Origin of the sequence: Stenotrophomonas oahuensis (assembly GCF_031834595.1) — a bacterium.
GTDB classification, from domain to species: Bacteria; Pseudomonadota; Gammaproteobacteria; order Xanthomonadales; family Xanthomonadaceae; genus Stenotrophomonas; species Stenotrophomonas oahuensis.
Map to the genome: position 1 here is coordinate 1,608,020 of NZ_CP115541.1, position 24,282 is coordinate 1,632,301.

Below are 24,282 nucleotides of genomic sequence, written 5' to 3' on the forward strand. Positions count from 1 at the left end.
GAACTCTCTCAGGCCTCGGCAGCCGGGGTGTCGCGCAGCTGGCGGTACACCGTGGACAACGCGGAGACGTCTTCAGCGGAGAACAGCAGCTTCAGCGCCGGCGACACTTCATGCCGGTCTTCCTGGCCAGCCAGGCGGGTCAGGATGTGGGTGTCTTTCATCTTCTGCACGGCCGCCGCGACGCGGCGGTTGAAGCCGGCGCGGTCGGTGGACAGGTTCTTTTCGTAGATGGCGAGCGCTTCGGCCATTTCCGCATCGGCGACCACGGCACGGTTGCCGCGCGCGTCCGCCTCGGCCAACTGCTGACGCAGGTACAGCAGCAGCACCGAATCAATGAAGGTCAGCGGCGAGGTGCGCAGCAGCACTGGCGCATCGACGTCTTCGGTATCGGCCTGGCGGGTGAAGGCCACGCCGCTGTCACGGTCGAGCACCAGTTCCAGGAACAGGTCCGACAATGCCGAACGGATCGCCGCTTCGCTGCGGATCAGCGCCGGCCACAGCTTGGCGTGGCGCAGCTGGTCGATGCTGGGCCCGATCAGCAGCTGGCACAGCGCGCGGCGCGCGTCGAGCGGCAGCCTGCCGGTATCGCCCAGGTAGTACACGTCGTTTCCACGCTTGGGCAGCGGGGTGACCACCACCGGTTCCGCGTCGTACAGGTCATCCACAGTCGCTTCGTTCTCAGCGCCCGTGTCGGTGGAATCTTCATGCCAGTTCATGGCGTTTCTCCTGGGTGAACCAAACCAGCGGGATGCGGGCACGTCGCCACTGTCCATCGCCGCCACGCCAATGTGCGGTTTCCTGTTCGCCGTCCACGACCACGCCGTGGCGGGTGCCCAGCGACAGGTAGCCGATCACGCTGCCCAGCCCCTGCGGCGCTTCGCGCTGCGACAGGGCCTGGGCGATGCTCAGTTTCGGCTGCGCGCCGAGTAGTTCATGCAGATCGCGGCGCAGCGTACGGAAGTCGATTTCCGACGACGCGACCAGGTCGCCCACGCTTTCCAGACTGATCGCCGCCGCGTCGTTGCGCAGCACGCTGCCGTCGACCTGGGCGGTGCGCGGGTCATGCAGTTTCCACTGCGACCACGAACGCAGCCGGCTGGTGGTCAACTGCAGGTCGCGGCCAATCGGACGTTGCGCGGCGAAATCGTCGCGCAGCGCCAGCGCCTCGGACTGGGCCTGCTTGAGCAGCTGGTTGAGCCGGCGCTGTTCCAGATAACCGCGGCTCTGCACGAAGCCACGCAGGCTGCGCGCGAAGTTCTGCAGCACATCGTGCACCTGGCCACCGCGCTCGAGCATGGTGCCGGTGAAGCCGCGCAGGAAAGCGCGTTCGTTGCGGTCCAGGCGACGGGCGAAGCCGCGCGCCAGCACCGTTTCCAGCGCCGCGTCGAGCTGGGCGCTCTGCTCGGCATCGTTGAGCAGCCGCCAGAACGCCTGGAAGCTGCGTCCGGCGTCGCTCTCGCCGATCACGTCGACGCCTTCGAACAGCTGCGACAGCACGTCGCCGCGCTCGCTTTCGTCGTCGATGATGCGTTCGCGGAATTCGCGGTTGAGGCGCTCGAAGTCGTCGCGGACGCGGCGGAAGTCCTCGGTCAGGTCGTCGGCCAGGCCGATGATCTGGCGCGCGCGCTCCAGCGCACGCTTGCCGTCCAGCGCCGCCACGCGGCCCTCACCGACGCGGGCGATTTCCGCGTCGATGCGGTCGCGCTCATCGCGCAGCGCCGACAGGCGCGCATCCGGGTCGGCTTCGGTCTGCGCGGCCAGCTGCGAAAGCTGTTCGATCACCAGCGCCAGCCGGCTTTCGGTGGCGGCCACGCGGCTCTGCTCCAGGCTGTCGGCAAAGCGGATCGCCTGCAGCGCCTGGGTCGAGAGTTCGTATTGTTCCTGGTCGGCCCCGTCCGGCAGACGTCGCTCCAGCCAGCCCTGGGCCAGCCAGTGCGCGATGTAGGCCTGGGCGGTACGCGGCAGCTCACGCGACAGTTCCTCGCCGTTGAGCTGGTCCAGCGCGCGTTGCAGGCGCTCGTGCAGCACGGCGGCAGACAAGGTGCGCTCGCCGTCCATCAGCAGGCTCTGCAGCAGGCCGATGATTTCCGGGGCATTGGCAGCAGCCAGCAGCTTCCACTGGGGCTGCTCGCGCAGGTGACGGTAACGGGTGATGCGTTCGCGATGCTTCATGCAGCGGAAGTTCCACGCAGATCACGGCGTGGCAGCAGGCCACGCCGTCGGGTCAATGCAGGGTCGGGTGCCCGCACGCGGGCAGCGACCGGGCTCAGCGCTTGCCGCCCACTTCAATGAAGCGCAGGAATTCGGCGCGGGTGCGCGCATCCTCGCGGAAGCTGCCGAGCATCTTGGAGGTAACCATGCTGACGCCGCGCTTGTGGATGCCACGGGTGGTCATGCACTCGTGCGCGCCTTCCACCACCACGCCCACGCCGATCGGCTGCAGCACGTCCTGGATGCACTGGGCGATCTGCGCGGTCATCTTTTCCTGCACCTGGAAGCGGCGCGCGTAGGCTTCCACCACGCGGGCCAGCTTGCTGATGCCCACCACCTTGCCGTCGGGCAGGTAGCCGACGTGCACACGGCCGATGATCGGAGCCATGTGGTGTTCGCAGTGGCTTTCGTACTCGATGTCGCGCAGCACGATCAGCTCGTCATACCCGGCCACCTCTTCAAAGGTGCGCTCCAGGTAGGCGCGCGGATCGTCCTTGTAGCCGCTGAACCAGTCGCCATAGGCCTCGGCGACGCGCCGCGGGGTATCCAGCAGCCCTTCACGGGTGGGGTCTTCGCCGGCCCAGCGCAGCAGGGTGCGCACCGCCGATTCAGCTTCGGCCTGGGAGACCGGATTCGCGTCGTTGTCTTTCTTGCTCATTGCCTACAGCACCCTGAAGGGGGGCGAGCATCGTACCCGACCGACCCCTCGGGCGTCCCCACCCGCGTTGGGGTCCGGTTGGGGTGCGGGTATTGATAGCTGACGAATTAGTAGTATCCTATCTATATTCCGAAGCGATCCCGCCCATGAAGCGCACCCTCGACGAACGCACCCAGCTGCAGATGCAGCTCAGCTCCGGCCTGCTCCATTCGGGCCGGCAGTGGCAGCGTCTGGCCGACCAGGCGCTGGGCAGCTACGGCATTTCCGCGGCCTGCACCATGCCGCTGCTGATGATCGGCCGCGCCGGCGGTGGCATCCGCCAGGTCACCCTGGCCCAGCAGCTGGGCATGGAGGGGCCGTCGCTGGTGCGCCTGCTGGACAAGCTGTCGGCCAGCGACCTGGTCCGCCGCGAATGCGACGCCAGCGACCGCCGCGCCAACCTGCTGTGGCTGACCGACAAGGGCGAAGCCCTGGTCAGCGAGCTGGAAACCCAGCTGATCGGCCTGCGCCAGCAGGTGTTCGGTGAGCTCAGCACGGACGAGCTGCGCACCGTGTTGAAGCTGTGGCAGCTGCTGGCCGATGCCGCCGAACGCGTGACGTAAGCCGCCGCACCCCCTGTTGTGTTGCCCGGTGCCGCCCTGCGGCGTCGGGCTTGTCCCATTCCTCCGAAAGAATCGTTGCCCGATGACCGGTGAATTCAGTCTCCACGGTGTGTTCGTCCCGACCCTGCTGGCCTTGATGCTGCTGGCCTACCTGCTCAAGAGCGGGTTGCGCGTGGTCCTGCAGCGCACCGGAGCCTACCGCCATATCTGGCACCCGCCCCTGTTCAACCTGGCCGTGTACGTGATCGTGCTCGGCGGGTTGTTCTCCCTGATGCGTTGGATGCACTCGTGAACAAGATCCTCAAGCACGCCGTACCGGTCGTGGTAACCGTTGCCGCCGTCATTGCCGCCCTGCTGGTGCTGCGCACCCTGTGGACGTACTACATGGACGAACCCTGGACCCGCGACGCGCATGTCAGCGCCGACGTGGTGCAGGTCGCGCCGGACGTGTCCGGGCTGGTGGAGGCGGTGAAGGTGGCCGACAACCAGGCGGTGAAGCGCGACGACGTGCTGTTCGTGGTTGACCGCGAGCGCTACCGGATCGCGCTGGAGCAGGCCCGCGCCACGCTCGGCGAGCGCCGCGCCACCTATGAACAGCTGCGCCGCGAGACCGCCCGCGACCGCAGCCTGCAGGACCTGGTTGCCGCCGAGGACGCCGAAGTGCGCCGCGCCAAGCTGCAGGCCGCACAGGCCGGCATGGCCACCGCCCAGGCGGCCGTGGACCTGGCCGAATTGAACCTGGCCCGCACCGAAGTGCGCAGCCCCAGCGACGGCCACGTCAACGACCGCACCGTGCGTGCTGGCGACTACGTGACCGCCGGCCACCCGGTGATGGCGGTGTTGGACACCGGTTCGTTCCGGATTGACGGCTACTTCGAGGAGACCCGCCTGCGCGGCGTGCATGCCGGGCAGAAGGTCGACATCCGCCTGATGGGCGAATCCCAGCCGTTGCAGGGCCATGTGCAGAGCATCGCCGCCGGCATCGAGGACCGTTACCGCAGCGAAGGCAGCAGCCTGCTGCCGAACGTGACTCCGGCGTTCGACTGGGTGCGGCTGGCCCAGCGCATTCCGGTGCGCATCCAGATTGATACCGTGCCCGAAGGCGTGACCCTGATTGCCGGGCGCACCGCCACCGTGACCATCGAGCCGGACGCCACCGCGTCCCAGCCGGCACACCCGGCGCAGGCGGCCCTGTGAAGCGGCTGCGCTTCAAGCACGTGATGCTCGGGCTGGCGGTTGCCAGCCTGACCGCCTGCGCCACGGTCGGCCCGGACTACCAGCTGCCGTCCGGGTCTGCGTTCCAGCGTCCCGAGGCCAATGCGGGCTTCCTCGACACCGGTAACGCCCAGGTCGCCGCCGGCGCTGAACTGCCGCCGCGCTGGTGGGAGCTGTACCAGGACGCCACCCTCAACGGGCTGGTCGAGCAGGCACTGCGCGACAACGTGGAACTGAAGGTCGCTGATGCGCACCTGCGCCGCGCCGAGGCGGTGTACGAACAGGCCATGGACGCTGGCGGCTTCGAATACGAAGCCGAGGCCGGCGTGAGCCGCGCCCAGCTGTCGGCCGAATCGTTCCTGCAGAAACACGAACTGCCGCCGATCAACCTGGCCGACGGCAAGTTCGCGGTGTCCTATCAGTTCGACCTGTTCGGCAAGCTCAAGCGCGCAGCGGAAGCCGCCCGCGCCGACGAGCAGGCCACCGCAGCCGCGATGGACCTGGCCCGGGTGTCGCTGGTGGCGCAGGTGGCCGGCAGTTATGTGGAGATCTGCCATGCCAACCACGAACTGCATGTGGCCGAGCATTCGCTCGAGCTGCAGCAGCGCAGCCGCGAGGTCACCCAGCGATTGATCGCTGCGGGCCGCGGCACGCCGCCGGAGCTGGCCCGCGCCAATGCCCAGGTGGCGATGCTGGAAGCGGCGCTGCCGCCGCTACGCGCGCAGCGCCAGGCCTCCGAATACCAGCTGAGCGCCCTGCTCGGCCGCACCCCGGGCCAGCTGCCCGCGGGGGTCGGCGACTGTGCCGAGGCACCCACGCTGGCGCAGCCACTGCCGGTCGGCGACGGCCGCGCCCTGCTGCAGCGCCGTCCGGACATCCGCCAGGCCGAGCGCCGCCTGGCCGCCGCTACCGCGCGGATCGGCGTGGCCACTGCCGAGCTCTATCCGGACATCCGCCTGGGCGCATCGGTCGGAGCCGCCGGCCTGCTGGAAGACTTCGGCAACGCGATGACCCGGCAGTGGTCGTTCGGTCCGCTGATTTCCTGGACCCTGCCCTCCTCCGGCACGCACGCGCGCATCCACGCCACTGAAGCCGGGGCCGATGCGGCGCTGGCTGAGTTCGACAGCAGCGTGCTGCAGGCGCTGCGCGAAACCCAGACCGCGCTGAGCCGCTACGCCCACGATCTGGATCGCGTGCAGTCGCTGCAGCAGGCGCAGCAGCAGGCGGCACTGGCCGCCGCGCAGAACCGCCGGCTGTATCAGGGCGGGCGCACGCCGTACCTGTCCAGCCTGGATGCCGACCGCACCCTGGCCTCGGCCGACGCCACGCTGGCCCAGGCCCAGGCGCAGATTTCGCGTGACCAGATCCACCTGTTCCTGGTGCTGGGCGGCGGCTGGAACGCCGACGCCGTAGCCGCGAATGAATAATCCCTCGCTGCTGCTGGATCGCCAGGCCTGGACGTTCTCGGTCAAGACCTTCCTGGCTGCGCTGGCCGCCCTGTACATCGGGCTGGCAGGCAACCTGTCGCGCCCGTATTGGGCGATGGCCACCGTATACATCGTCACCCAGCCGATGCTGGGCCCGACCCGGGCCAAGGGCGCGTACCGCATCATCGGCACGCTGATTGCCGGCGCGGCGACGCTGTGGATGCTGCCGCACCTGGTGGAAGCACCGCTGCTGCTGAGTGCGGCGATGTCGCTGTGGTTGTCGGCCTGCCTGTTCATCGCCCTGCTCAACCGCGGCCCGCGCGGCTACGCCTTCCTGCTGGCCGGCTACACCACCGCCTTCATCGGCTTCCCGGCGGTGACCTCGCCGGACACGATCTTCGACACCGTGGTGGCGCGTAGCGAAGAGATCATTCTGGGCACGGTGGTGGCGGTGCTTTTCGCCTCGCTGTTCTTCCCGACCTCGGTGCAGCCGATGCTGCGCGCGCGGATTGGCAGCTGGATGGGCGATGCCGCGCAGTGGTGCCGGCAGATCCTGCTGCGCGGCCAGGCACATGCCCCGCGCAACCGGCTGGCGGCCGATCTGGTGCAGTTCGAAGCGCTGATCGAATTCCTGCGCCGCGATGACCCGCGTCATGCCGGTGCCGCGGTGTCGATGGAGCGCCTGCGCGAGCGCATGCTGCTGATGCTGCCGGTGCTGTCCTCGATTGCCGACCGGCTCGGCGCGCTGCGCGCCGGCGGCCGCGCCCTGCCACCGGGACTGGAGCCGCTGATCACCGACATCGCGCAGTGGCTGGAGCGTCCCGGTCGTTCCAGTGCCAGCGAGTACGCCGTGCTGCGCGAGCGCATCCTGGCACTGAAGCCGGCCGTGGACGGCGAGCTCGACCACCTGCTGCTGGTCACGCTGCTGCTGCGGCTGGAGGAGCTGGTCGACCTGTGGCAGGACTGCAGCACGCTGCAGCACGCCATCGAGCAGGGCACCGCGCCGCTGGATACCGCGCACTACCGCATCCGTGCCACTCCGACGCGTCACAGCCGCCACGTCGACTACGGCATGGCGCTGTTCTCCGCTGCCAGTGCCGGCGTCGCACTGATGACCTATTGCGCGCTGTGGATCGCGCTGGGCTGGGAAGGCGGTGGCAACGGCGCGATGATGGCCGCCGTCGCGGCGGCGTTCTTTGCTGCTCAGGACGATCCGGCACCCAGCATGCTGCAGTTCCTGTTGTGGGCGATCGTGGCCAGTCTGGTCGCCGGCGTGTACCTGTTCGGCGTCTTCCCGGCAGTGCACGACTTCGGGAGCCTGGCACTGGTGCTGGCGGTGGTGTTCCTGCCGCTGGGCCTGCTGCTGCACCGCCCGCAGACCGCGCTGATCGGGTTGCCGCTGACGGTGAATCTGGTCGCACTGTTGAACGTGCAGAACACCTACAGCGCCAACATCCAGAGCTTCATCAATTCGTCGGTGGCGATGTTCATCGGGATTGGCTTTGCGGTGGTGATGACCCGGTTGTTCCGTTCGGTGGGCGCGGAATGGACCGCACGCCGGCTGGTCCGCCAGGGCTGGAGCACGCTGGCCGATGCGGCGCAGGGCCGGGGCCAGCAGGACCGCCAGCAGTTTGCCGCGCGCATGCTGGACCTGCTCGGCCTGCTCGCCCCGCGCCTGGCCGCCGCACCGGCGGGCAGTGACCTGGCTTCAGTGGATATGCTGACCGAGGCGCGCATTGGCCTGAACATCCTGCAGCTGCGCCGCGCCCGGCATGAGTTGCCCGAGACCAGCCGGGAGGCGGTGGAGGCGATTCTGGATGCAGTGGCAGCGCATTACCGCGCCCAGGTGGCGCAGCGGAAGCCGCTGCCGGCACCGCCTGAACTGCAGGCGCAGCTGGATGCCTCGCTGCAGCGCGTGCAGACCGTGGCCGCGGGCAAGGCGCGCGACGAAGCGCTGATGGGCGTGCTCGGGTTGCGCTACGCGATGTATCCCGAACGCGGCTGACGCGTCTCGGTCGGGACTTGCCTCCGTTTACGGGAATCCGATAGGGACCTGCCTCAATGCGTGGGAACCCGATCTGGACTTGCCACCATGTATGGGAGCCCGGCTCTACGGGAGCACTGCGAGCCCGTCGCTGTCGCGACCCGTCTGATTGCGACAGTTGCGGTTGACCGCACGAAGTGAGAACCGCAGTGTGCGCCCTTCCAATTCAGCCACGCGCACTGCGAAGGAGCGTCATGCGGGTTCGAATTCGGGTGATGGCGTTGGCTGTCTCCCTGCTGGGTACCGTTCTGCTGTCCGGCTGCGAGCCGTCCGGAACACGCGGATCCGAACAACAACGGCGCGACGATCTGGTTCCCCTGGTGCGACCGCTTCCTCTGGTGAAGATGGCAGAGCCGATGGTGATCGAGTTCGATGTGCCGCTTCGGCCCAAGCACGCGTCGCCCGCTTTGTTCCTTGGGTTCCGTGTTACCGATCAGAGTGGGCTCCGTTCGTACGAAGTGCGTGATGCCATTCGGCGCGCGCAGTTTTCAACCTTCGTGAAGTTGCAGAGCATTGCAGCCGGGCGACCCACGGACATCCCTCTCTACCGTATTGAGTGGGTTGGGTCCGATCCCAGCAAGCCCACAACCGCTGTCGTAGGCATCGACGGTATTGTGCCCCGTCTCGAGCCAGGAGAGGTGGACCATGGATCAGTCAATGCAGCGGGCCTGGACGGAGACGGCTCCAGCTACCGCTACTTCGAGTTCGCATGGGCTGCAGATATCAGCCCGGGGCGCTATCGCCTAAGGCTGCAGCTGCTTGATCCACCCACGGACCTTACCGGATTTCAGGCGGAGTTGATGGTCGCGTATGCCCGTATGGGCAAGTAGAGGTTGAGTTGAACAATACATACACCGTTTCCATATTCGTCGCGGCCCCTGGCACCCCATTCCGCGGCGGCGGAAGTTCAGCAGCAGGGCATGTGTACTACGAAATTGCAGATGGCAGCACCAAACTGAGCTACGGCTTCGCACCAGAGTCCTCAGGAGTGATGTCCGGACCGGGGGCTGTTTCCGACAAAGATGCTGGCCGGTATCTGGATCCTCTCTACGTACGTTCGCTGGAGATCACTCAGGACCAGTATGAAAAGTTGAAAGCCTTCGGCGACGATCCGGAAAAGCACCGCTTCAGCACCCAATACAACGGTGCAACCAACAGCTGCATCGACTTTGCCTGGGGTGCGCTCAATCACGCCGGTTTGCATCGCACCACGCCCGATCAGGTCGAGGACAAGGATTTCGACGGCGCACTGAAGCCGCTGGATAACATCAAGCACATCAAGAGCATCGTTCCGCCCTTCCCGGAAAGCAAACTCAATGAGGAGGTCGACAACCCGATGCCAAAGCAGACGCGGTTGCAGCGCTTCATCAGCGACGCGGACCTGCCTGCGCAGGAACGGCAGATGCTGCAGGTGATCCGCGCGGAGGTGGGCGTAATCGACCGCCAGCATGGTCGGGCGTTCGATGACATCAGCGAACGCATCTCCGTCGGCCTTCTGGCCGCGGCCAAAAGCCAGGGTTTGCATCGCGTGGATCACGTGATGCTGGGTCAGCAACCCGCCGACGGTAGCGGGCAGCGCATGTTCGCGGTGCAGGGGGCGCTGGAGGATCCGGCGCATCTGCGTGCATCAGCGCCGGTTGGCGCGATGGCACGTACGCCATTGGAGCAGTCGTATGACACGCTGAGCCAGCTGCATGAAAATGCGCAACGGCGCGTGTTGGGCGGTGTGGATGCGCCGCAGCAGGCTGCGGATGCGTCGCGACGGATGGTGTGATTCAGGCGTTATCTGTAGAGCCGGGCTTGCCCGGCTGCTTTTGGTGGTGCGCGAAGAGCAGCCGGGCAAGCCCGGCTCTACGGATGCATCATCCCCGACGGGTCCAGGTAACGGTCCGAAGCGTGCCGGCATCCGTCGGCCACGCGGTCAGAACAGGTCGCCTTGGGTCGGCGATTGCACGTCTGCGGGCGTTGGCGTTGGCAAGCCCAGCCGCACCGCCAGTCCAGAAAGCCGGCTGGCATGCCGGCCCAGCGCGGCGGTCAGCACCTCTTCGCTGCCCAGCACGTGCAGCGACTGCCGCGCGCGGGTCATGCCGGTGTAGATCAACTCGCGCGACAACACCCGGGTGTCGCGCCGCGGCAGCTGCAACCACACCGCGTCGAACTCCGAACCCTGCGCCTTGTGCACGGTCATCGCGAACGCGCTCTCATGTGCAGGCAGGGCGGCCGGATGGAAGGCGCGGGGCTGCCCGGCGGTCTCGCCGGCAAACCACGCCATCACCGCGCCGCTGTCATCGCGCAGGCAGAGGCCGATGTCGCCATTGAACAACCGATGCCGGTAGCTGTTCTCGGTGATCAGCAGCAACCGACCGTGGAAGTAGCGCGGGCCCGCACCGGCGCGGGCACTGCCGGCCAGCAGCGCTTCGATGCGTTCGTTGAGCCCTCGCGCGCCCTGCGGGCCTTCGCGCAGGGCGGTGAGCAGGCGCAGGCGGCCGGCCTGGGCCAGCGCCTGCCCGGGATCGGCGGCCTCGCCCAGCGCGCGCCAATGCGTCAGCAGTGCGTCGCGGTGGTGCTCCATCGGATCCAGCACGTCCTCGTGGAAGTGCACGCCGGCCAAGGTTCCTGAACGCAACAGCGCCAGCGCCGCCGTGCTGTTGCCTTCGCGCACGGCAGCCGCCAGCGGTGCCAGATCCAGCGCATCGCTTTGCCGGTAACCCCGCAGCAGCTGCACACGTCGGCCCGCAAAGGGCAGCGGCGGCACCCGCGGTTGCAGGTTGTCTGCGGCCAGCAGGGGCTGCAGTGCTGTCGCATCGTCAGCGTGCAGGCCTTGCCCATCGCCGCTGGCGCGCAGGATGGCGCTCAGCACATCGCCGGCCTCCACCGACGGCAGCTGGTCGGGGTCACCGAGCAGCAGCAGTCGCGTGCCCGCACCAATGGCCTCCACCAGCTTGGTCATCAACGGCAGGTCGATCATCGAGGCCTCGTCGACCACGACCACATCCAACGGCAGCGGGTTGTCGGCGTGATGGCGGAAGCGCGGCGAATCCGGAATCACGCCCAACAGGCGGTGCAGCGTGGAACCGGTCACCGGCAATGCGTCGCAGACCGCGTCCTCCACGCCCTGGGCGCGCAGCTGGCCGACGACCGCGCGCAGGCTTTCAGCCATGCGTTCGGCAGCACGTCCGGTGGGCGCGGCCAGCGCCACCTGCGGTGCCGGCTGACCCGCCTGCAGGGCCTGCGCGGCCAACAGCGCCAGTACGCGGGCAATGGTGGTGGTCTTGCCGGTACCCGGACCGCCGGTGACCAGCAGCAACGGGTGCCGCAGGGCCACGGCCGCCGCGCGCGCCTGGTGATCCATGCCTTGCAGCGCATCCGGGAACAGCCGGGCAAACAGCGGTGCCAACGCAGCGGTATCGTTCGCCGCCAACGGCTGGCTGGCGATCCGCTGCAGCCCCAGCGCCAGGCGGCGCTCATATTCGCGATAACGCCGCAGGTAGAGCAGTCCGTGCTCCAGCACCAGCGGCGCGTCCTCGGCCACGGCGGCGTCCTGTGCGGGCGTGGCGACCCACGGCGAGTCACGCAGCTGCTGCAGCCAGGCCTGCGCGGCGGGCCAGTCCACGCCCTCCGCGTCCAACAGGCGCTGCGGCTGGGTCGGATCGAAGCCGGCGTGTCCCTGCGACACTGCCAGTGAGGCCAACGCGGCCGCCAGCTGCACTGCCTCCGGGGTGTCGGGCTGCAGCCGGCGCAGGCTCTGCGCCAGCGCGTGGTCGAGCGTGCGCAGCAGCCCGCTGCGGTACAGGGTGTTGAGCAGGCTCATGCGATCTCCCCGCGTGCACGTGCGGCCAGCACCGCCTGCTGCGCCGGACCACCGGCAAACAACGCATCCAATGCGTCCACCAGCGCCGGGGCGAAGCGGTGCGTGTAGACGCCTTCGCCCGGAACCGCCAGACCACGACAGAACAGGTAGCGGATGCCGCCGATGTCGCGTTCGTAGTCGTAGCCGCTGCCCAGCCGGAAACGCAGCCAGCGGTGCAGCGCCACGGTGTACACCAGTGCCTGCAGGTCGTATTCGCTGTGGCGCATGGCCGCGTCCAGCAGCGCCGGGCTGTACCCGGGCAGGCGGTTGGACTTGTAGTCCAGCACATACCAGCGCCCGTCGCGCACGTAGGTCAAATCGATCTTGCCGGTCATCAGCCCTTCCAGCCGCCGCCGGGTGCCGAAACTGCGGCGCTCACGGACCACGCCATGCGCGTGCAGCACGTCCAGCAGTTCGCTGACGGCGGTGGGCTCGAGCGCGAAGTGGAACTCGATTTCAGCGCGGCGTTCGCTGGCGGCCAGGCTGTGCAGGGCACCGCCTTCGGGCAACGGCACGGTCAGCGTGTGGCCGACCAGCGGTGCCAGCACGGCCACGCCGTCGTCGAGGTCTTCGTCGGCGTAGCCTTCCGCGCGCAGCGAAGCACGCAGGACACTGTCCTGCCCTTCGGGTGCGCCCTCGCCGGGCAACCAGTGGCCCCAGGCAGCGAAGTCGGTGTTCTCCAGCGCGTCATGCAACACGTTGCCGAAGCGACTGCCCATGAAGCGGGGATCGGGGGCCTCTGCCGCAGCTTCGTCGGCCGGTACCGCCGGTTCCAGCGGCAGCTCGCCACCGGTCGGTTCGTCGGCCGCGGCCGCGGGGGCTTCGGTGGACACCGCATCGGTGTCGTCTTCGCCACCCGCATCGGCCTGGGCCAGCTGGGTGAAGCTGTACACCCACCAGTCGTGGGGCACGCGTCGGGTCACCGCGCGCACCGGCGGCAGCGCGCCTTCGTGTTCCACCGCCAACGGCGCGGGACGCGGCGGCAGCGGCGTGTCGTCGACGAGGATATCGGGGTTGGCGCGCAGCGCATCCAGCGGGGTCAACAGCGGAGCCAGCGGGGTTCGCGCCAGCCCGGCGAGGTCGCCGCAGGCGATCCACAGGGCGTGTTCGGCGCGGGTCAGGCCAACGTAGAGCAGGCGCGCGTCCTCGGCGCGCTGTTCGCGTTCGCGCAACGCGCTGGCGGCTTCCCAGCTGGCGTCCTTGTCCAGTTTCCAATGCAGCTCGCGGCCCTGCGCGGTGTGCACGGTGCAATGCGCATCGGTGTTGGGCGCGCCACCGTCAATGCCCACGAAGGGCAGGAACACCAGCGGGTACTCCAGGCCCTTGCTCTTGTGCAGGGTGACGATCTGCACCCGGCGCGCGTCCGATTCCAGCCGCAACAGCTGCTGTTCGTCGTCCTGGTCGGCATGCGCTATCTGCACCTGCAGCCAGTCCAGCAGGCCGTGCATGCCCAGCGCGCGGGTCGAGGCTTCCTGCAGCAGCTCGGCCAGCTGCAGGTAGTTGGTGAGCCGGCGCTCGCCATCCATCAGCGCCAGCAGGCGCTCGGCCTGGCCCGCGCAGACATCGGCCACCACCGCGAAGGGGCCGCCACGGTGCCAACGCTCGCGCCAGTGCAGCAGCTGCACCTGCAGGGTCCGTTGCAGGTCACCGTCCTGCTCCATCGCCGCAATCTGCGCCGCGGAGTAGCCCAGCAGGACCGTGGACAAGGCTGCACGCAGCCGGCGTTCGTCGGCGGGTTGCAGCAGCGCCAGCAACAGTACGCGCAGTTCGCGCGCTTCGGCGGTGGCGTACAGGCTCTGTTTGCCCGCGGCAACCGCCGGAATGCCCACCGCTGCCAGCGCCTGCTGGATGCGCGTGGCTTCGCTGTGGCGGCGCACCAGCACGGCGATGTCACCGGCCTGCACGGGACGCCCGCGCAACAGCGCCTGGCCGGCGCGCGCTTCGCTGAGCACCTCATGGATGGCGGCCACACAGGCCTCGGTGGCCTGCTGGCGTGACGGATCGGCATTGAGCGGCTTGCCATCGTCGCTGCGCAGCACGCGCAGGGTCAGGCCCGGTGCCGCTGCACCGTTGCGCTGGAAATCCTGGTCAACGCGTACGCTGCCGGGCAGCACCGGCTCAAAGGCGATGTCAGCGCCGCCGAAGGCCTGTTCGCCCGCCGTGTCGTACAGCGCCTGCAACGCACGCAGCACGGCCGGTCGCGAGCGGAAATTGCGGTTCAGCGCAGGAGCCGCCACGGCCGCCCGCTTGGCACTGAGGTAGGTGTGGATGTCGCCGCCGCGGAAGCCGTAGATGGCCTGCTTGGGATCCCCGATCAGGAACAGCGCCGGCTCCAGTCCCGCCTCGCGCGTTTCGACGCTGTCGCCGAACACGGTCTGGAAGATGCTCCATTGGCGGTCGTCGGTGTCCTGGAACTCGTCGACCAGCGCCATGCGGTACTGTGCGCGCAGCTGCCGCACCAGGACCTGTCGATCCGGCCCTTCCAGTGCACGCGCTACGCCGTCGATGAGATCATCGTAGGTCTGCACGCGGCGCTGCCGCTTCAGTTCTTCCAGGCGTGCGCGCGCTTCGTGGCGCAGTTGATGCAGCAGGCGCACCGCCTGTTCGCGCAGCCAGACGTCACGGGCATCGGCCGCATGCCACCACTGCGCCAGCGCATCGAACAAGGAGGAGCTGGGGCACTGCGCCTGCTGCCCGTCCTTGCAGTAATCACGCAGTGCGTCGGGCAGCAGCTTGCCCAGGTGGGTCTTGTCACCGCGTGCCCACGCCAGCGCAGCGCGACCAGCCAACAACTCGTTGAACGCCTTCTCGAAACTCGGCCGCTTGGCGCGGCGACCGTCGAACACCTTGCGTTCAAAAGCCGCATCAATGGCGGCCTGCGCGGCTTCGGCATGGCTCTGGATCGCCTCGCCGAGCCGGACAGCGGCGGCCTGCAGCGCTGCGCTGGGGTCCGCCATCACCACCGCCGGCAGTGCCGGCAACAGCGGCAGCGGTGCGCGCAGCGCCGGCAGGTCCGACGCCAGCGCCTCGGGGTTCTTCCACAACCGCAACAGTGCATCCAGCGTGGCCGGGTCATTGGCGTGCACGCGCCAGAGATCGGCGGCCAGTTCCTCGTACAGCACCCGCTCGCCCGGAATCAGCTCTGGCGGTTCGAAGGTATGCCCGCTTTCCAGCGCATGTTCGCGCAGTACGCGGGTACAGAAGCCGTGGATGGTGAAGATCGAGGCCAGGTCGATCTCGTCAGCCGCGATCTGCAGGCGGCGGGACAGCGCTGCAGCGCTTTCGCTGCCGTGTTGCAGATGACGCTGCAGGATGGACCGGGTCAGGGCGACATCCGGGCTCTCGTCTTCGCCGGCGGGTAGATCGACCAGCCGAGCCGCCAGCGCCAGGCGCTCGCGGATGCGCTTGCGCAGTTCCTGGGTGGCCGCATCGGTGAAGGTGACCGCCAGGATCTGGCCGATGCGCAGGCCGCGTTCCACCACCAGCCGGGTGAACAGCGTGGCCAGGGTGAAGGTCTTGCCGGTGCCGGCACTGGCTTCGATCAGCTGCACGCCCTGCAGCGGCAGGGTCAGGTACGGGTCGATGTCGGCGCTCATGCCGCGTCCTCCGTATCGAAGCCGCTGAACACCTGCGCCTGCCGCACCGCGCGGAACACGGTAAAGCTGATCTGCAGCAGGTCGGCGTAACGGGCCTCGTCGTTGAACAGCGACTGCCCGCGCAGCGCCAGCTGATAGGCCTCGCCACTGCCCTCGCCCCAGCTGCGGTCGCCGCCGTGCCATTGCTTCGCGCCTTCGGCATGGCGCTTGGCGGCAGGCGCGTTGAACATCGCCCAGCCGGTATAGGGGCCGTACGGCAGTGGTTCGCGCAGCCCGCGTTCGCGGAGCTGCAGCAGCGCCGACAGCGCAGCGCGGGCCTGGGCCTGCCCCGGAGCCGGCAGCACATGCGGACCCAGTCCGTCGTCGCCGGCGTCGAAGAACTGCACCAGGGGCAGCGCATCGCCCGCCGCGTTCGCCAGCAGCCAGTCCAGTCCGTGGCGGATCGCCGCTGGACCGTTGAGGCTGCCCGCACGCAGGCGCACCAGCCCGTGCGGATGACGATCATCAACGCGCCCGAACAGGGTCACGCCGTCGATCTGCACTTCATAGCGGCGGCTTTCCAGTGGCGTGCCCTGCAACCACTGCGCCAAGGCCTGCCCATAGGGCTGGGTCTGTGCCTGCACGGCGGCGAACTGACGCTCGCCCAGCGCGCCGGACGGGACCAGGCCGCGCGCGCGCAGTCGGGGATAAAGGGGCGCGTCGTCGCCGCGCAGGGTGGCGTCGATCACCGCCAGCTGCAGGGTGCGCTGCTCCAGCCCACGCCCGGCGATCACCAGCGGTTCAACGTCATCCACGTCTTCCAGAGGATCGGGCAGACGCAGACCCAGCGACTGCGACAGGAACTGCCCGGCCGGATCGACCAGCAGGCGGCGCAGCGCATCCAGCGACAGATGCTGTTCGGTGGCGAGGTCCGGGTTGGGCGGCAATGCAGCGTCGAACCATGCGGGCGGCGTCCGGCGGGTGACGCCGGACTGCTGCGCAGCCGGGTGCCAGGCGCGCTGGTAGCTGAAGCGACGTGGCTCGTCTCCTCCGCCGAACGCTGCGGGCGAGAACGGCTGCAGCGCATGCTGCACGGTGAAGGCACGCACGGCCGCGTCCGGGTCCACATGGCAGGCCGCCGCCGCGTCGATCAGTTCGCTGACCAGCACCGACGGTTCACGCACGCTGCCATCGCGCGGGTCCGCACCCAGGTAGCTCAGGTAGAACACGTCCTGTGCCGCCGCGAACAGCTGCAGGAACAGAAAGCGGTCGTCTTCACGGGTGGAGCGGTCTCCGGGGCGGCGGCGCGGCGTATCCAGCTCGGCGGTGAGTTGGTTGAGACCGGCGGCCGGGTCGCGGCGCGGGAAGTCGCCATCGTTCAATCCCAGCACGCAGATCACCCGGAACGGCAGCAGTCGCATGGGCACCATGCGGCCGAAGCTGATCCCGCCGGTGAGCAGCGGTGCGCGGGTGTCAGCTTCGCCGAGCACGCTACTGAAATGGGCGCGGATCACCTCGGGCGGCACCGGCGCATCAAAGCTGGCGCTGTCGGCCTCGTCGGCAAACTGGTTGACCAGCTTGCGCAGGCGCTCCAGCGCGCGTTGCCCCTGCGCGGTGGCCGGTGGCAGCGGCAGCAGTGCATCCAGCAGGCCGAGCAGACGCTGCCGCCACTGCCCCGGGCTCATCGCTTCGCTCAGCCGCTGCTGGCTGACAGCCAGCACGCGCAGCAGCCGGATCAGCCGGTCCAGCGCCTCCAGCGCGCTGCCCTCCAGTTCCGGCCACGGGGCCACCCCGGCAATGTCGCCGTCATCGCCGCTGGCGTGCCCCAGCAGCAGGCGATCCAGTGCGAACTGCCAGGTGAAGGCATCGTCGGCCGGTGCCTGGTGGCGCTGGCGGTGGTCGGCATTCAAACCCCAGCGCGCGCCGGCCGCCAGCAGCCAGTCGTGCAGGCGTTCAAACGCCACCGCGTCCAGCCCCGAGGCTTCGGCCAACGGCGCGCTGCCCAGCAGGTCCAGCACTTCATTGAGACCGAAGCGCGACACCGGCAGCGCCAGCAGATGTACGAATACGTCGGCCAGCGGCTCGCCCGCCAGCGGGCTGGTGTCGGCCAGGGCGTAGGGAATGTGTTCCAGGTCGCCGCTGCGTCCACCGAATACCGCTTCCAGGTACGGCACGTACGGGTCGATATCCGGGGCCAGCACCGCGATGTCGCGGGCCTGCAGCGGCGGATCAAAGCGCGGGTCCTGCAGCAGCGCGCGCAACTGGTCATGCAGCACCTGGAGTTCGCGCAGCCGGGTATGGCAGGCATGCACCTGCAGGCTGGGATCATCGCGGCGCAGCGCGGGCAGCAGATCACCCGACGGCTGTCCGCGGCGATGGAACAGGTCGCGCTGCAACCGATGCAGCAGGCTGTCGGAGAGACCACCGTCCTCCAACGTGGCCCGGGCATCGAGTTCGGGGTCGGCGTAGGCGGCGATCTCACCACTGGGGTGCACCACTTCGTAGCTGCCCAGCACTGCCATGAAGTCGCGCCCGGCGGCACCCCAGGCCTGCAGCAGGCGGTTCTCGCCGGCGGCTTCGCCGAACGGGTCCGGCGCGCCGCTGCGCAGTTTTTCGGCCAAGGTCTGCAGATCCCCCCAGTACGCCTGGGTGGGTGTAGGCAGATAGAAGTGCAGCTCGCCAACCCGGGCCTGGGTGGCCATCACCCGCAGCACGTCCGGTGAGATGTTCAGCGTGGCGAAGGCCGACAGGCGTCGCGGCAGCCCCCGCGGCAGCGGCCGGTCCGCGCCCTCGAAGCGGTCCAGGTACGCCTGGATGCGGCGCGCACGGTACGAACGGCCCTGGGCCACGGCACGCCACAGGATGGCCTGCGGGTCGGCCGGGTCGGCCCCGGCTTCCCACCGAAGGAGCCAATCGCGACGCCAGGCCTGGTACTTCTCGAACACGCTGGCCAGCTCGCCCGCCAGCGCCCACGGCAGCAGCGGATCGGGGCCGGAGAGATACGCCCGCAGCGCGCGCAGCGGTGGCTGTTCAAGCAGGGCAGGGTCGCGCAGCGCCTGGTACAGCCGCCAGCGCATGCCTGCGGCATCCAGGTCATCTGCCTCGCCTTCCACATTGGCGTTCAAGGCGCGCGCGACGAACTCGCCGGGGGTCAGGAACTCCAGGTTGGCGGCGACGCCGAACTCAGCCGCCAGGGTGGAGTGCAGCCAGCGCCGCATCGCCACCTGCGGAATCAGAATGACCTCCGGTTCCAGCAGCGATTGGCCGGGAATCGGCGCGCGTACATGCCGCGCCAGCAGTGCGGCCAGCACGTCGAGAGAGTTGGAGTGGTACAGGCGGAAATCGGCGGCGGGGTCGCTCATCGCGCACAGTGTGCCGGATTGTTCCACGGGGTGGCGGGATTGGACCGACCGTTCCGCGACATGGCCGTGCGAGAATACTGCACGATCCAGTTCGGTTATGTTCAGCCGCCCACCACGATCTTAGAACGTTGGAAAATTGTTAATGGCGTCCATGACGGCTTCCCACGATCCATTGGTGCAGTTGAATGACGTGCGCATCGAGCGCGGCGGTCGCGCGATCCTGCGCGACGTTTCGCTGTCGGTGCCGCGTGGCAGCATCACCGCGGTGCTGGGTCCGTCGGGCAGCGGCAAGTCGACGCTGCTGGCGGCGCTGACCGGCGAACTGCGCCCGGCCGCCGGGTCGATCACCCTGTTCGGGCAGCCCATTCCCACCGGCAGCAGCGCACTGCGCGAAATGCGCCGCAGCGTGGGCGTGCTGCTGCAGGGCAATGGCCTGCTGACCGACCTGACCGTGGCCGAGAACGTGGCGCTGCCGCTGCGCACGCACACCCGCCTGCCAATGCCGGTGCTGCGCCGGCTGGTGGACATGAAGCTGCACGCGGTGGGCCTGCTGGCCGCCGCAGATGCCTGGCCGCGCGAACTGTCCGGCGGCATGGCCCGTCGCGTCGCGCTGGCCCGCGCACTGGCGCTGGACCCGCCGCTGATGATCTACGACGAACCGCTGACCGGGTTGGACCCGATCGCCAGTGGCGTGATCATGAGCCTGATCCAGCGCCTCAACCACAGCCTGGGGCTGACCAGCATCATCGTCAGCCACCACGTGCATGAAACCCTGCCGATCTGCGACCAGGTGATCGCCATCGCCAATGGCGGGGTGGTGTTCCAGGGCACGCCGGCCGCGCTGGAAGCCAGCGACGATCCGCTGCTGCGCCAGTTCCTGCATGGTCAGCCCGATGGTCCGATTCCGTTCGATGCCGCGCCGCGCGCGAAGGTGGCCTGATGCCGTTTGTTGAAGCCACCCGCTCGCTGGGCCGCGCCGGGCTGTTCTCGCTGACGGTGCTGCGCGGTTCGCTGCCCAGCGCTGACTTCCTGGCCGAGCTCACCCGCGAGATCTACAAGATCGGCGCGCGCTCGCTGCCGATCATCGCCGTCGGCGGGGCCTTCGTCGGTCTGGTGCTGACCCTGCAGGGCTACCGCACGCTGACCACGTTCGGTGCGGCGGACGCGTTGTCCACGTTGCTCGGCCTGTCCCTGTACCGCGAACTGGCCCCGGTGCTGACCGCGCTGCTGTTCATTGGCCGCGCCGGCAGCTCCATCGCCGCCGAACTGGGGCTGATGCGCGCGACCGACCAGATCAAGGCGCTGGAACTCATGGCCATAGATCCGATCGCCAAGGCGGTGGCACCGCGCTTCTGGGCGGCGGTGCTGACCGTGCCGCTGCTGACCGGCATCTTCTGCTCGCTGGCGATCAGCGCCAGCTACTTCGAGGCCGTGCACGTGCTGGGCCTGGACAATGGCGTGTTCTGGTCGGCGCTGAGCAACAGCGTGGATTTCTGGGACGACTTCGGCGTGGCAATGCTGAAGTCGGCCATCTTCGGCGGTACCGCCGCACTGGTGGCTTCGTATGTCGGCTTCCACGCCGAACCCACCATCGAGGGCACCTCGGTGGCCACCACGCGCGCGGTGGTGAATGCCTCGCTGCTGGTGCTGATGTTCAACTTCGTGCTGTCGGCGATGCTGTTCCGCTGATCCGCTGTCCCCCTTTGATGCTCGCCTGGCCCGCCAGGCACCTGACAAACAACGGTGAGATTTTCCATGGCCATCCGCGGTCCCAGACTCGAATTTTCCGTCGGCGCCTTCCTGCTGCTGGCGCTGGCCTCGCTGCTCGTGCTGGCGGTGGCCTCCACCAACCAGCGCTGGGGCTTCGGCGGCGATGGCTATGAACTGAAGGCGCGCTTCACCCAGATCGGGCAGCTGCGCAAGCAGGCCCCGGTGAAGATCGGCGGCGTGGTGGTGGGCCAGGTCGCCAACATCGACCTCGACCCGACCCGCTTCGATTCCATCGTCACCCTGAAGCTGGACGGCAAGTTCAAGGACCTGCCGGCCGACACCTCCGCCGGCATATTCACCAGCGGTTTGCTCGGCGAGAGCTATATCGGACTGCAGCCGGGCGGCGACCCGGACGTGCTCAAGCCCGGCGACGAAATCGTCTTCACCCAGCCGGCCGTGGATTTGATCCAGATGGTTGGCAAGTACATGTTCAGCGGTGCCGGCAACACGGGCGCTGCCTCCCAGGAAGCACCCGGTGCGGATGCACCGGCTTCGGAACCGGAAACCCAGAAATGAACAAGACCCTGATGTCCGCGCTGCTGGCCAGCGCCCTGTTGGCTACCACCCCGTCGCTGGCGCTCGCCCAGGCCGCGCCAGCCCGTGCCGCCGCGAACCAGCAAGGTGCGGCCACCAAGACCGTGATGGACGCCAGCGCGCGGATCCTGACAACGCTGCAGACCCGCAAGGCAGAGTTCACGAAGGACCCGAACGTCCTGCGCGCCTACATCAACAGCGAGCTCGACCGCACTTTCGACCGCGATTACGCTGCCCGCCTGGTGCTGGGCGTGCACGCGCGCGGGGCCTCCGACGCCGACGTCAAGCTGTTCGCCGACGCCATGGCCGACAACCTGATGCAGCGCTATGGTTCGGCCTTGCTCGGCATCCAGGGCAAGCCCAGCTTCCGTGCCAAGGGTGAGTCGCCGCTGCCGGGCAACCGCGGCATGAGCGTGGCCACTGAACTGGTGCGCAGCGGTGCAGAGACCACTCCGGTGGTGTACCTGATGCGCCAGGAAGGCGGCCAATGGAAGATCTTCGACGTCAACATCGAAGGCATTTCCTACGTGCAGACCTTCCGCACCCAATTCGATGCTCCGCTGCGCCAGAAGGGCATCAAGCAGGTCGCCGCCGACCTGCGCGCCGGCACCACGCAGGCCGGACCGGCTGGCAATGGCAAGTAACGCGGCTCTGCAGCTGGACGGTTCGCGGGCGCGCCTGAGCGGCGCGCTTGACCGTGCAGCGGTGGTGGCGCTTTGGCCGCAGCTGCAGTCGCTGTCGGCCCAACTGACCGTGCTGGACCTGCAGGCCGTCACCGCAGTCGACAGCGCCGGCCTGGCGCTGCTGGCCGAACTGACCGCGCGCGCGCGCGCAGCCGGGCGTACGCTGGAGCTGCAAGGTACCCCGCCGGGTTTCACCGAACTGAGCGCCGCCTACCGGCTGGACGCTTCCCTTGATTTCAATGCCCTTTCTGCCGCGAGCTGACATGAACGTCGTACGCACCCTTTCCCTTCTGCTGCTGGTGGCGCTGCTCAGCGCCTGCGCGGCCAAGCCCGCGCGTGACAGCGCGCCCGCCAGCGTGGCCGTGGATTCGACCCCGGCTGCGCCGGCCGTCGAAGACGTCTCGGCAGCGCCCCAGGCCACAGGCGATGCCGACGGCGCGCCCGTGGCCGATGCTGCAGCACCTGCGCCCGCTGACCCCGCCACCGCAGCGACCGGCGAGGCCCCGACCGCCGCCGAAGACGACTTCGCCGCGCTGTACGGTGGCCCGGCTCCCAGTGCCGATGGCAGCAGCGACGCGCAGCCCTCCTACGACCCGTGGGAAGGCTTCAACCGCCGCGTGCACGCCTTCAACGACGTGGTCGACCGCGCCGTGGCACGACCGCTGGCCACCGCCTACACCAAGGTGGTGCCGCGCTTTGCCCGCACCGGCGTGACCAACTTCTTCAGCAACCTGCGTGCTCCGGTGACCATCACCAACCAGCTGCTGCAGGGTCGCCCTGGCGACGCCTGGGACAGCCTGGGCCGGTTCCTGATCAACTCCACCATCGGCATCGGCGGCCTGTTCGATCCGGCCAGTGCCGGTGGCGTGCCGCGCCGCAGCGAGGACTTCGGCCAGACCCTGGGCGCGTGGGGCTGGCGCAATTCGCGCTACGTGGAGCTGCCGTTCTTCGGCCCGCGTACCGTGCGCGACGTGTTCGGCCTGGCCGGCGACATTCCGCTGTCGCCGATCCGCACCATCGAGGAAGACAAGGTGCGCATCCCGCTGCAGGGCCTGCAGCTGGTCGACATGCGTGCGCAGCTGATGGCGCTGGATGACATCCGCGACAGCGCGGTGGACGAGTACGCGCTGACCCGTGATGCGTGGCTGCAGCGCCGCAACTACCAGATCGAGAACGACCTGCGTGGCAAGCACCGCCGCGGCCGTGATGCGGACGATGCCGATCCGATTCCGGTGGACGCGATGCCGATGCCCAACTGGGGAAACTGAGCCGCCAATAAAAAACCCCGCCGAGGCGGGGTTTTTTGTGGCCGATCAACCGGCCAATGCGGCGTCGATCGCGGCGACGAGGCGCGGATCGTTGGCGGGCACGTCCGGGGCGAAACGGGCGATGACCTGGCCGTCGCGGCCGATGAGGAACTTCTCGAAGTTCCACAGCACGCCCGGGGCCGGGTTGACCACCAGGTCGGGGAGCTTGGCGACTGCGCCCTGCAGCTTCTCGCGCATCGGGCCTTCGCCGGTAGCGGTCGGCTGGGCCTGGGTCAGCTCAGCGTACAGCGGGTGGATGTCGTCACCGGCTACGCTGATCTTGGCGAACATCGGGAAGCCGACGTTGTATTCCAGCTGGCAGAACTGCTGGATGTCCGCTTCGGTGCCCGGCTCCTGGCCGAGGAAGTTGTTGGCAGGGAAACCCAGCACTTCCAGCCCGGCGGCCTGCTTGTCAGCGTACAACGCCTGCAGCCCTTCGTACTGCGGGGTCAGGCCGCACTTGGAGGCCACGTTGACCACCAGCAGCACCTTGCCGCGGTAATCGGCCAGCGACGACGGCTGGCCTTCAATGGTGGTGACGGGGATGTCGTAAACGTTCTGGCTCATATAAAACTCACGGAGAAAAACTGGAGGGGTAGAGTCGACCGTTGGTCGACTGCTCTTCGCGCAATCCAACATCAATCAACGCAGATCGTACCCTGCGCCAACCCACCATCAATACGCTGACGGCAACCAAAGTTCTGGCTGATATCGCGCTGGCAGACGCCGGTCGCCGCGGTCCCGGGCACCAGCTCCGTATCGCCACTGCCCAAGCACTGCCCCATACAGTCGGACTTGGTCCGGCAGCTTTTGCCGGCATCGGCGTACGGCACCACGCACTGCACGCGCTGCAGGCGACCCAGCGGCTTCATTTCGCCGCCCTGAGCCGCGCAATCGGCGTCTTCCGCGGTCCGGTTGGCAGGGGCGGCGGAAGGAGCCGGGAATGGATCGGTCGTGGTACAACCAGCCAGCAACAACAGCGCGGACAACATCAAGGTTAAGCGCATCGGGGGCTTTCCGTTGGAAGAATCCCGATGGTAGGTC

The 24,282-nt window shown here is 68.4% G+C and carries 21 protein-coding genes; 13 read left to right on the top strand and 8 right to left on the bottom strand.

The genetic code is table 11. From position 1 onward, the window contains the following. Nucleotides 1–8 precede the first annotated feature (8 nt). The 3 genes from PDM29_RS06975 to folE form a co-directional block, all read right to left on the bottom strand. The gene (locus tag PDM29_RS06975; protein WP_311193135.1) at nt 9–716 is read right to left on the bottom strand and encodes a DUF4194 domain-containing protein; all 708 of its coding nucleotides are present in this window, start codon (nt 714–716) and stop codon (nt 9–11) included. Further along, nucleotides 703–2,172, bottom strand: coding sequence for a DUF3375 domain-containing protein (locus PDM29_RS06980; protein WP_311193136.1), 1,470 nt, complete (start codon nt 2,170–2,172; stop codon nt 703–705). Before PDM29_RS06980 ends, PDM29_RS06975 begins: the two co-directional genes overlap by 14 nt. Before the next feature lie 94 nt (nt 2,173–2,266). Further along, a complete protein-coding gene (gene folE, locus PDM29_RS06985) occupies nt 2,267–2,869 on the bottom strand; it encodes a GTP cyclohydrolase I FolE (RefSeq protein ID WP_125361243.1) in 603 nt (200 codons plus the stop codon). Nucleotides 2,870–3,015: 146 nt separating this feature from the next. Here folE and PDM29_RS06990 point away from each other — a divergent pair, with 146 nt between their 5' ends. From PDM29_RS06990 to PDM29_RS07020, 7 genes are all read left to right on the top strand, one after another. Then, nucleotides 3,016–3,471, top strand: coding sequence for a MarR family winged helix-turn-helix transcriptional regulator (locus tag PDM29_RS06990; RefSeq protein ID WP_125361242.1), 456 nt, complete (start codon nt 3,016–3,018; stop codon nt 3,469–3,471). Nucleotides 3,472–3,553: 82 nt separating this feature from the next. Then, the gene (locus tag PDM29_RS06995; RefSeq protein WP_311193137.1) at nt 3,554–3,763 is read left to right on the top strand and encodes a DUF1656 domain-containing protein; all 210 of its coding nucleotides are present in this window, start codon (nt 3,554–3,556) and stop codon (nt 3,761–3,763) included. After that, a complete protein-coding gene (locus PDM29_RS07000) occupies nt 3,760–4,668 on the top strand; it encodes an efflux RND transporter periplasmic adaptor subunit (RefSeq protein WP_311193138.1) in 909 nt (302 codons plus the stop codon). Before PDM29_RS06995 ends, PDM29_RS07000 begins: the two co-directional genes overlap by 4 nt. A gap of 23 nt (nt 4,669–4,691) precedes the next feature. After that, nucleotides 4,692–6,113, top strand: a complete 1,422-nt coding sequence (locus tag PDM29_RS07005; protein ID WP_311193734.1) for an efflux transporter outer membrane subunit — start codon at nt 4,692–4,694, stop codon at nt 6,111–6,113. Next, the gene (locus PDM29_RS07010) at nt 6,106–8,118 is read left to right on the top strand and encodes an FUSC family protein (protein ID WP_311193139.1); all 2,013 of its coding nucleotides are present in this window, start codon (nt 6,106–6,108) and stop codon (nt 8,116–8,118) included. The genes PDM29_RS07005 and PDM29_RS07010 overlap by 8 nt, the downstream gene beginning before the upstream one ends. A gap of 233 nt (nt 8,119–8,351) precedes the next feature. Continuing rightward, complete coding sequence (locus PDM29_RS07015) at nt 8,352–8,987, top strand: hypothetical protein (protein WP_311193140.1); 636 nt, start codon at nt 8,352–8,354, stop codon at nt 8,985–8,987. Between the two features lie 8 nt (nt 8,988–8,995). Then, nucleotides 8,996–9,931, top strand: coding sequence for an XVIPCD domain-containing protein (locus PDM29_RS07020; RefSeq protein ID WP_311193141.1), 936 nt, complete (start codon nt 8,996–8,998; stop codon nt 9,929–9,931). Between the two features lie 147 nt (nt 9,932–10,078). On the opposite strand, the gene recD is transcribed toward PDM29_RS07020, so the two are convergent. Genes recD through recC form a run of 3 tightly spaced genes read right to left on the bottom strand, consistent with a single transcriptional unit; the run spans nt 10,079 to nt 18,944 of the window. Beyond that, a complete protein-coding gene (gene recD, locus PDM29_RS07025) occupies nt 10,079–11,968 on the bottom strand; it encodes an exodeoxyribonuclease V subunit alpha (protein WP_311193142.1) in 1,890 nt (629 codons plus the stop codon). Next, a complete protein-coding gene (locus PDM29_RS07030; RefSeq protein ID WP_311193143.1) occupies nt 11,965–15,603 on the bottom strand; it encodes a UvrD-helicase domain-containing protein in 3,639 nt (1,212 codons plus the stop codon). The genes recD and PDM29_RS07030 overlap by 4 nt, the downstream gene beginning before the upstream one ends. Continuing rightward, nucleotides 15,600–18,944 carry an exodeoxyribonuclease V subunit gamma gene (gene recC / locus PDM29_RS07035; protein ID WP_311193144.1) on the bottom strand — a complete coding sequence of 1,115 codons (3,345 nt, stop codon included), beginning with the start codon at nt 18,942–18,944 and terminating at the stop codon, nt 15,600–15,602. The genes PDM29_RS07030 and recC overlap by 4 nt, the downstream gene beginning before the upstream one ends. A 151-nt stretch (nt 18,945–19,095) precedes the next feature. Here recC and PDM29_RS07040 point away from each other — a divergent pair, with 151 nt between their 5' ends. The 6 genes from PDM29_RS07040 (at nt 19,096) to PDM29_RS07065 (ending at nt 23,199) form a co-directional block, all read left to right on the top strand. Further along, nucleotides 19,096–19,884, top strand: a complete 789-nt coding sequence (locus PDM29_RS07040; protein ID WP_311193145.1) for an ABC transporter ATP-binding protein — start codon at nt 19,096–19,098, stop codon at nt 19,882–19,884. Further along, the gene (locus PDM29_RS07045; protein ID WP_125361957.1) at nt 19,884–20,633 is read left to right on the top strand and encodes an MlaE family lipid ABC transporter permease subunit; all 750 of its coding nucleotides are present in this window, start codon (nt 19,884–19,886) and stop codon (nt 20,631–20,633) included. Before PDM29_RS07040 ends, PDM29_RS07045 begins: the two co-directional genes overlap by 1 nt. A gap of 66 nt (nt 20,634–20,699) precedes the next feature. Further along, a complete protein-coding gene (mlaD, locus tag PDM29_RS07050; RefSeq protein ID WP_311193146.1) occupies nt 20,700–21,230 on the top strand; it encodes an outer membrane lipid asymmetry maintenance protein MlaD in 531 nt (176 codons plus the stop codon). Continuing rightward, the gene (locus PDM29_RS07055; protein WP_311193147.1) at nt 21,227–21,892 is read left to right on the top strand and encodes an MlaC/ttg2D family ABC transporter substrate-binding protein; all 666 of its coding nucleotides are present in this window, start codon (nt 21,227–21,229) and stop codon (nt 21,890–21,892) included. The genes mlaD and PDM29_RS07055 overlap by 4 nt, the downstream gene beginning before the upstream one ends. Beyond that, nucleotides 21,882–22,193, top strand: a complete 312-nt coding sequence (locus PDM29_RS07060; protein WP_311193148.1) for an STAS domain-containing protein — start codon at nt 21,882–21,884, stop codon at nt 22,191–22,193. Before PDM29_RS07055 ends, PDM29_RS07060 begins: the two co-directional genes overlap by 11 nt. Before the next feature lies 1 nt (nt 22,194). Beyond that, the gene (locus PDM29_RS07065) at nt 22,195–23,199 is read left to right on the top strand and encodes an MlaA family lipoprotein (protein WP_311193149.1); all 1,005 of its coding nucleotides are present in this window, start codon (nt 22,195–22,197) and stop codon (nt 23,197–23,199) included. Nucleotides 23,200–23,244: 45 nt separating this feature from the next. Here the strand turns inward: PDM29_RS07065 and PDM29_RS07070 are convergent, their stop codons facing one another. Continuing rightward, complete coding sequence (locus tag PDM29_RS07070) at nt 23,245–23,805, bottom strand: glutathione peroxidase (RefSeq protein WP_311193150.1); 561 nt, start codon at nt 23,803–23,805, stop codon at nt 23,245–23,247. Nucleotides 23,806–23,876: 71 nt separating this feature from the next. Next, a complete protein-coding gene (locus PDM29_RS07075) occupies nt 23,877–24,245 on the bottom strand; it encodes a hypothetical protein (protein ID WP_311193735.1) in 369 nt (122 codons plus the stop codon). Nucleotides 24,246–24,282: the final 37 nt, after the last annotated feature.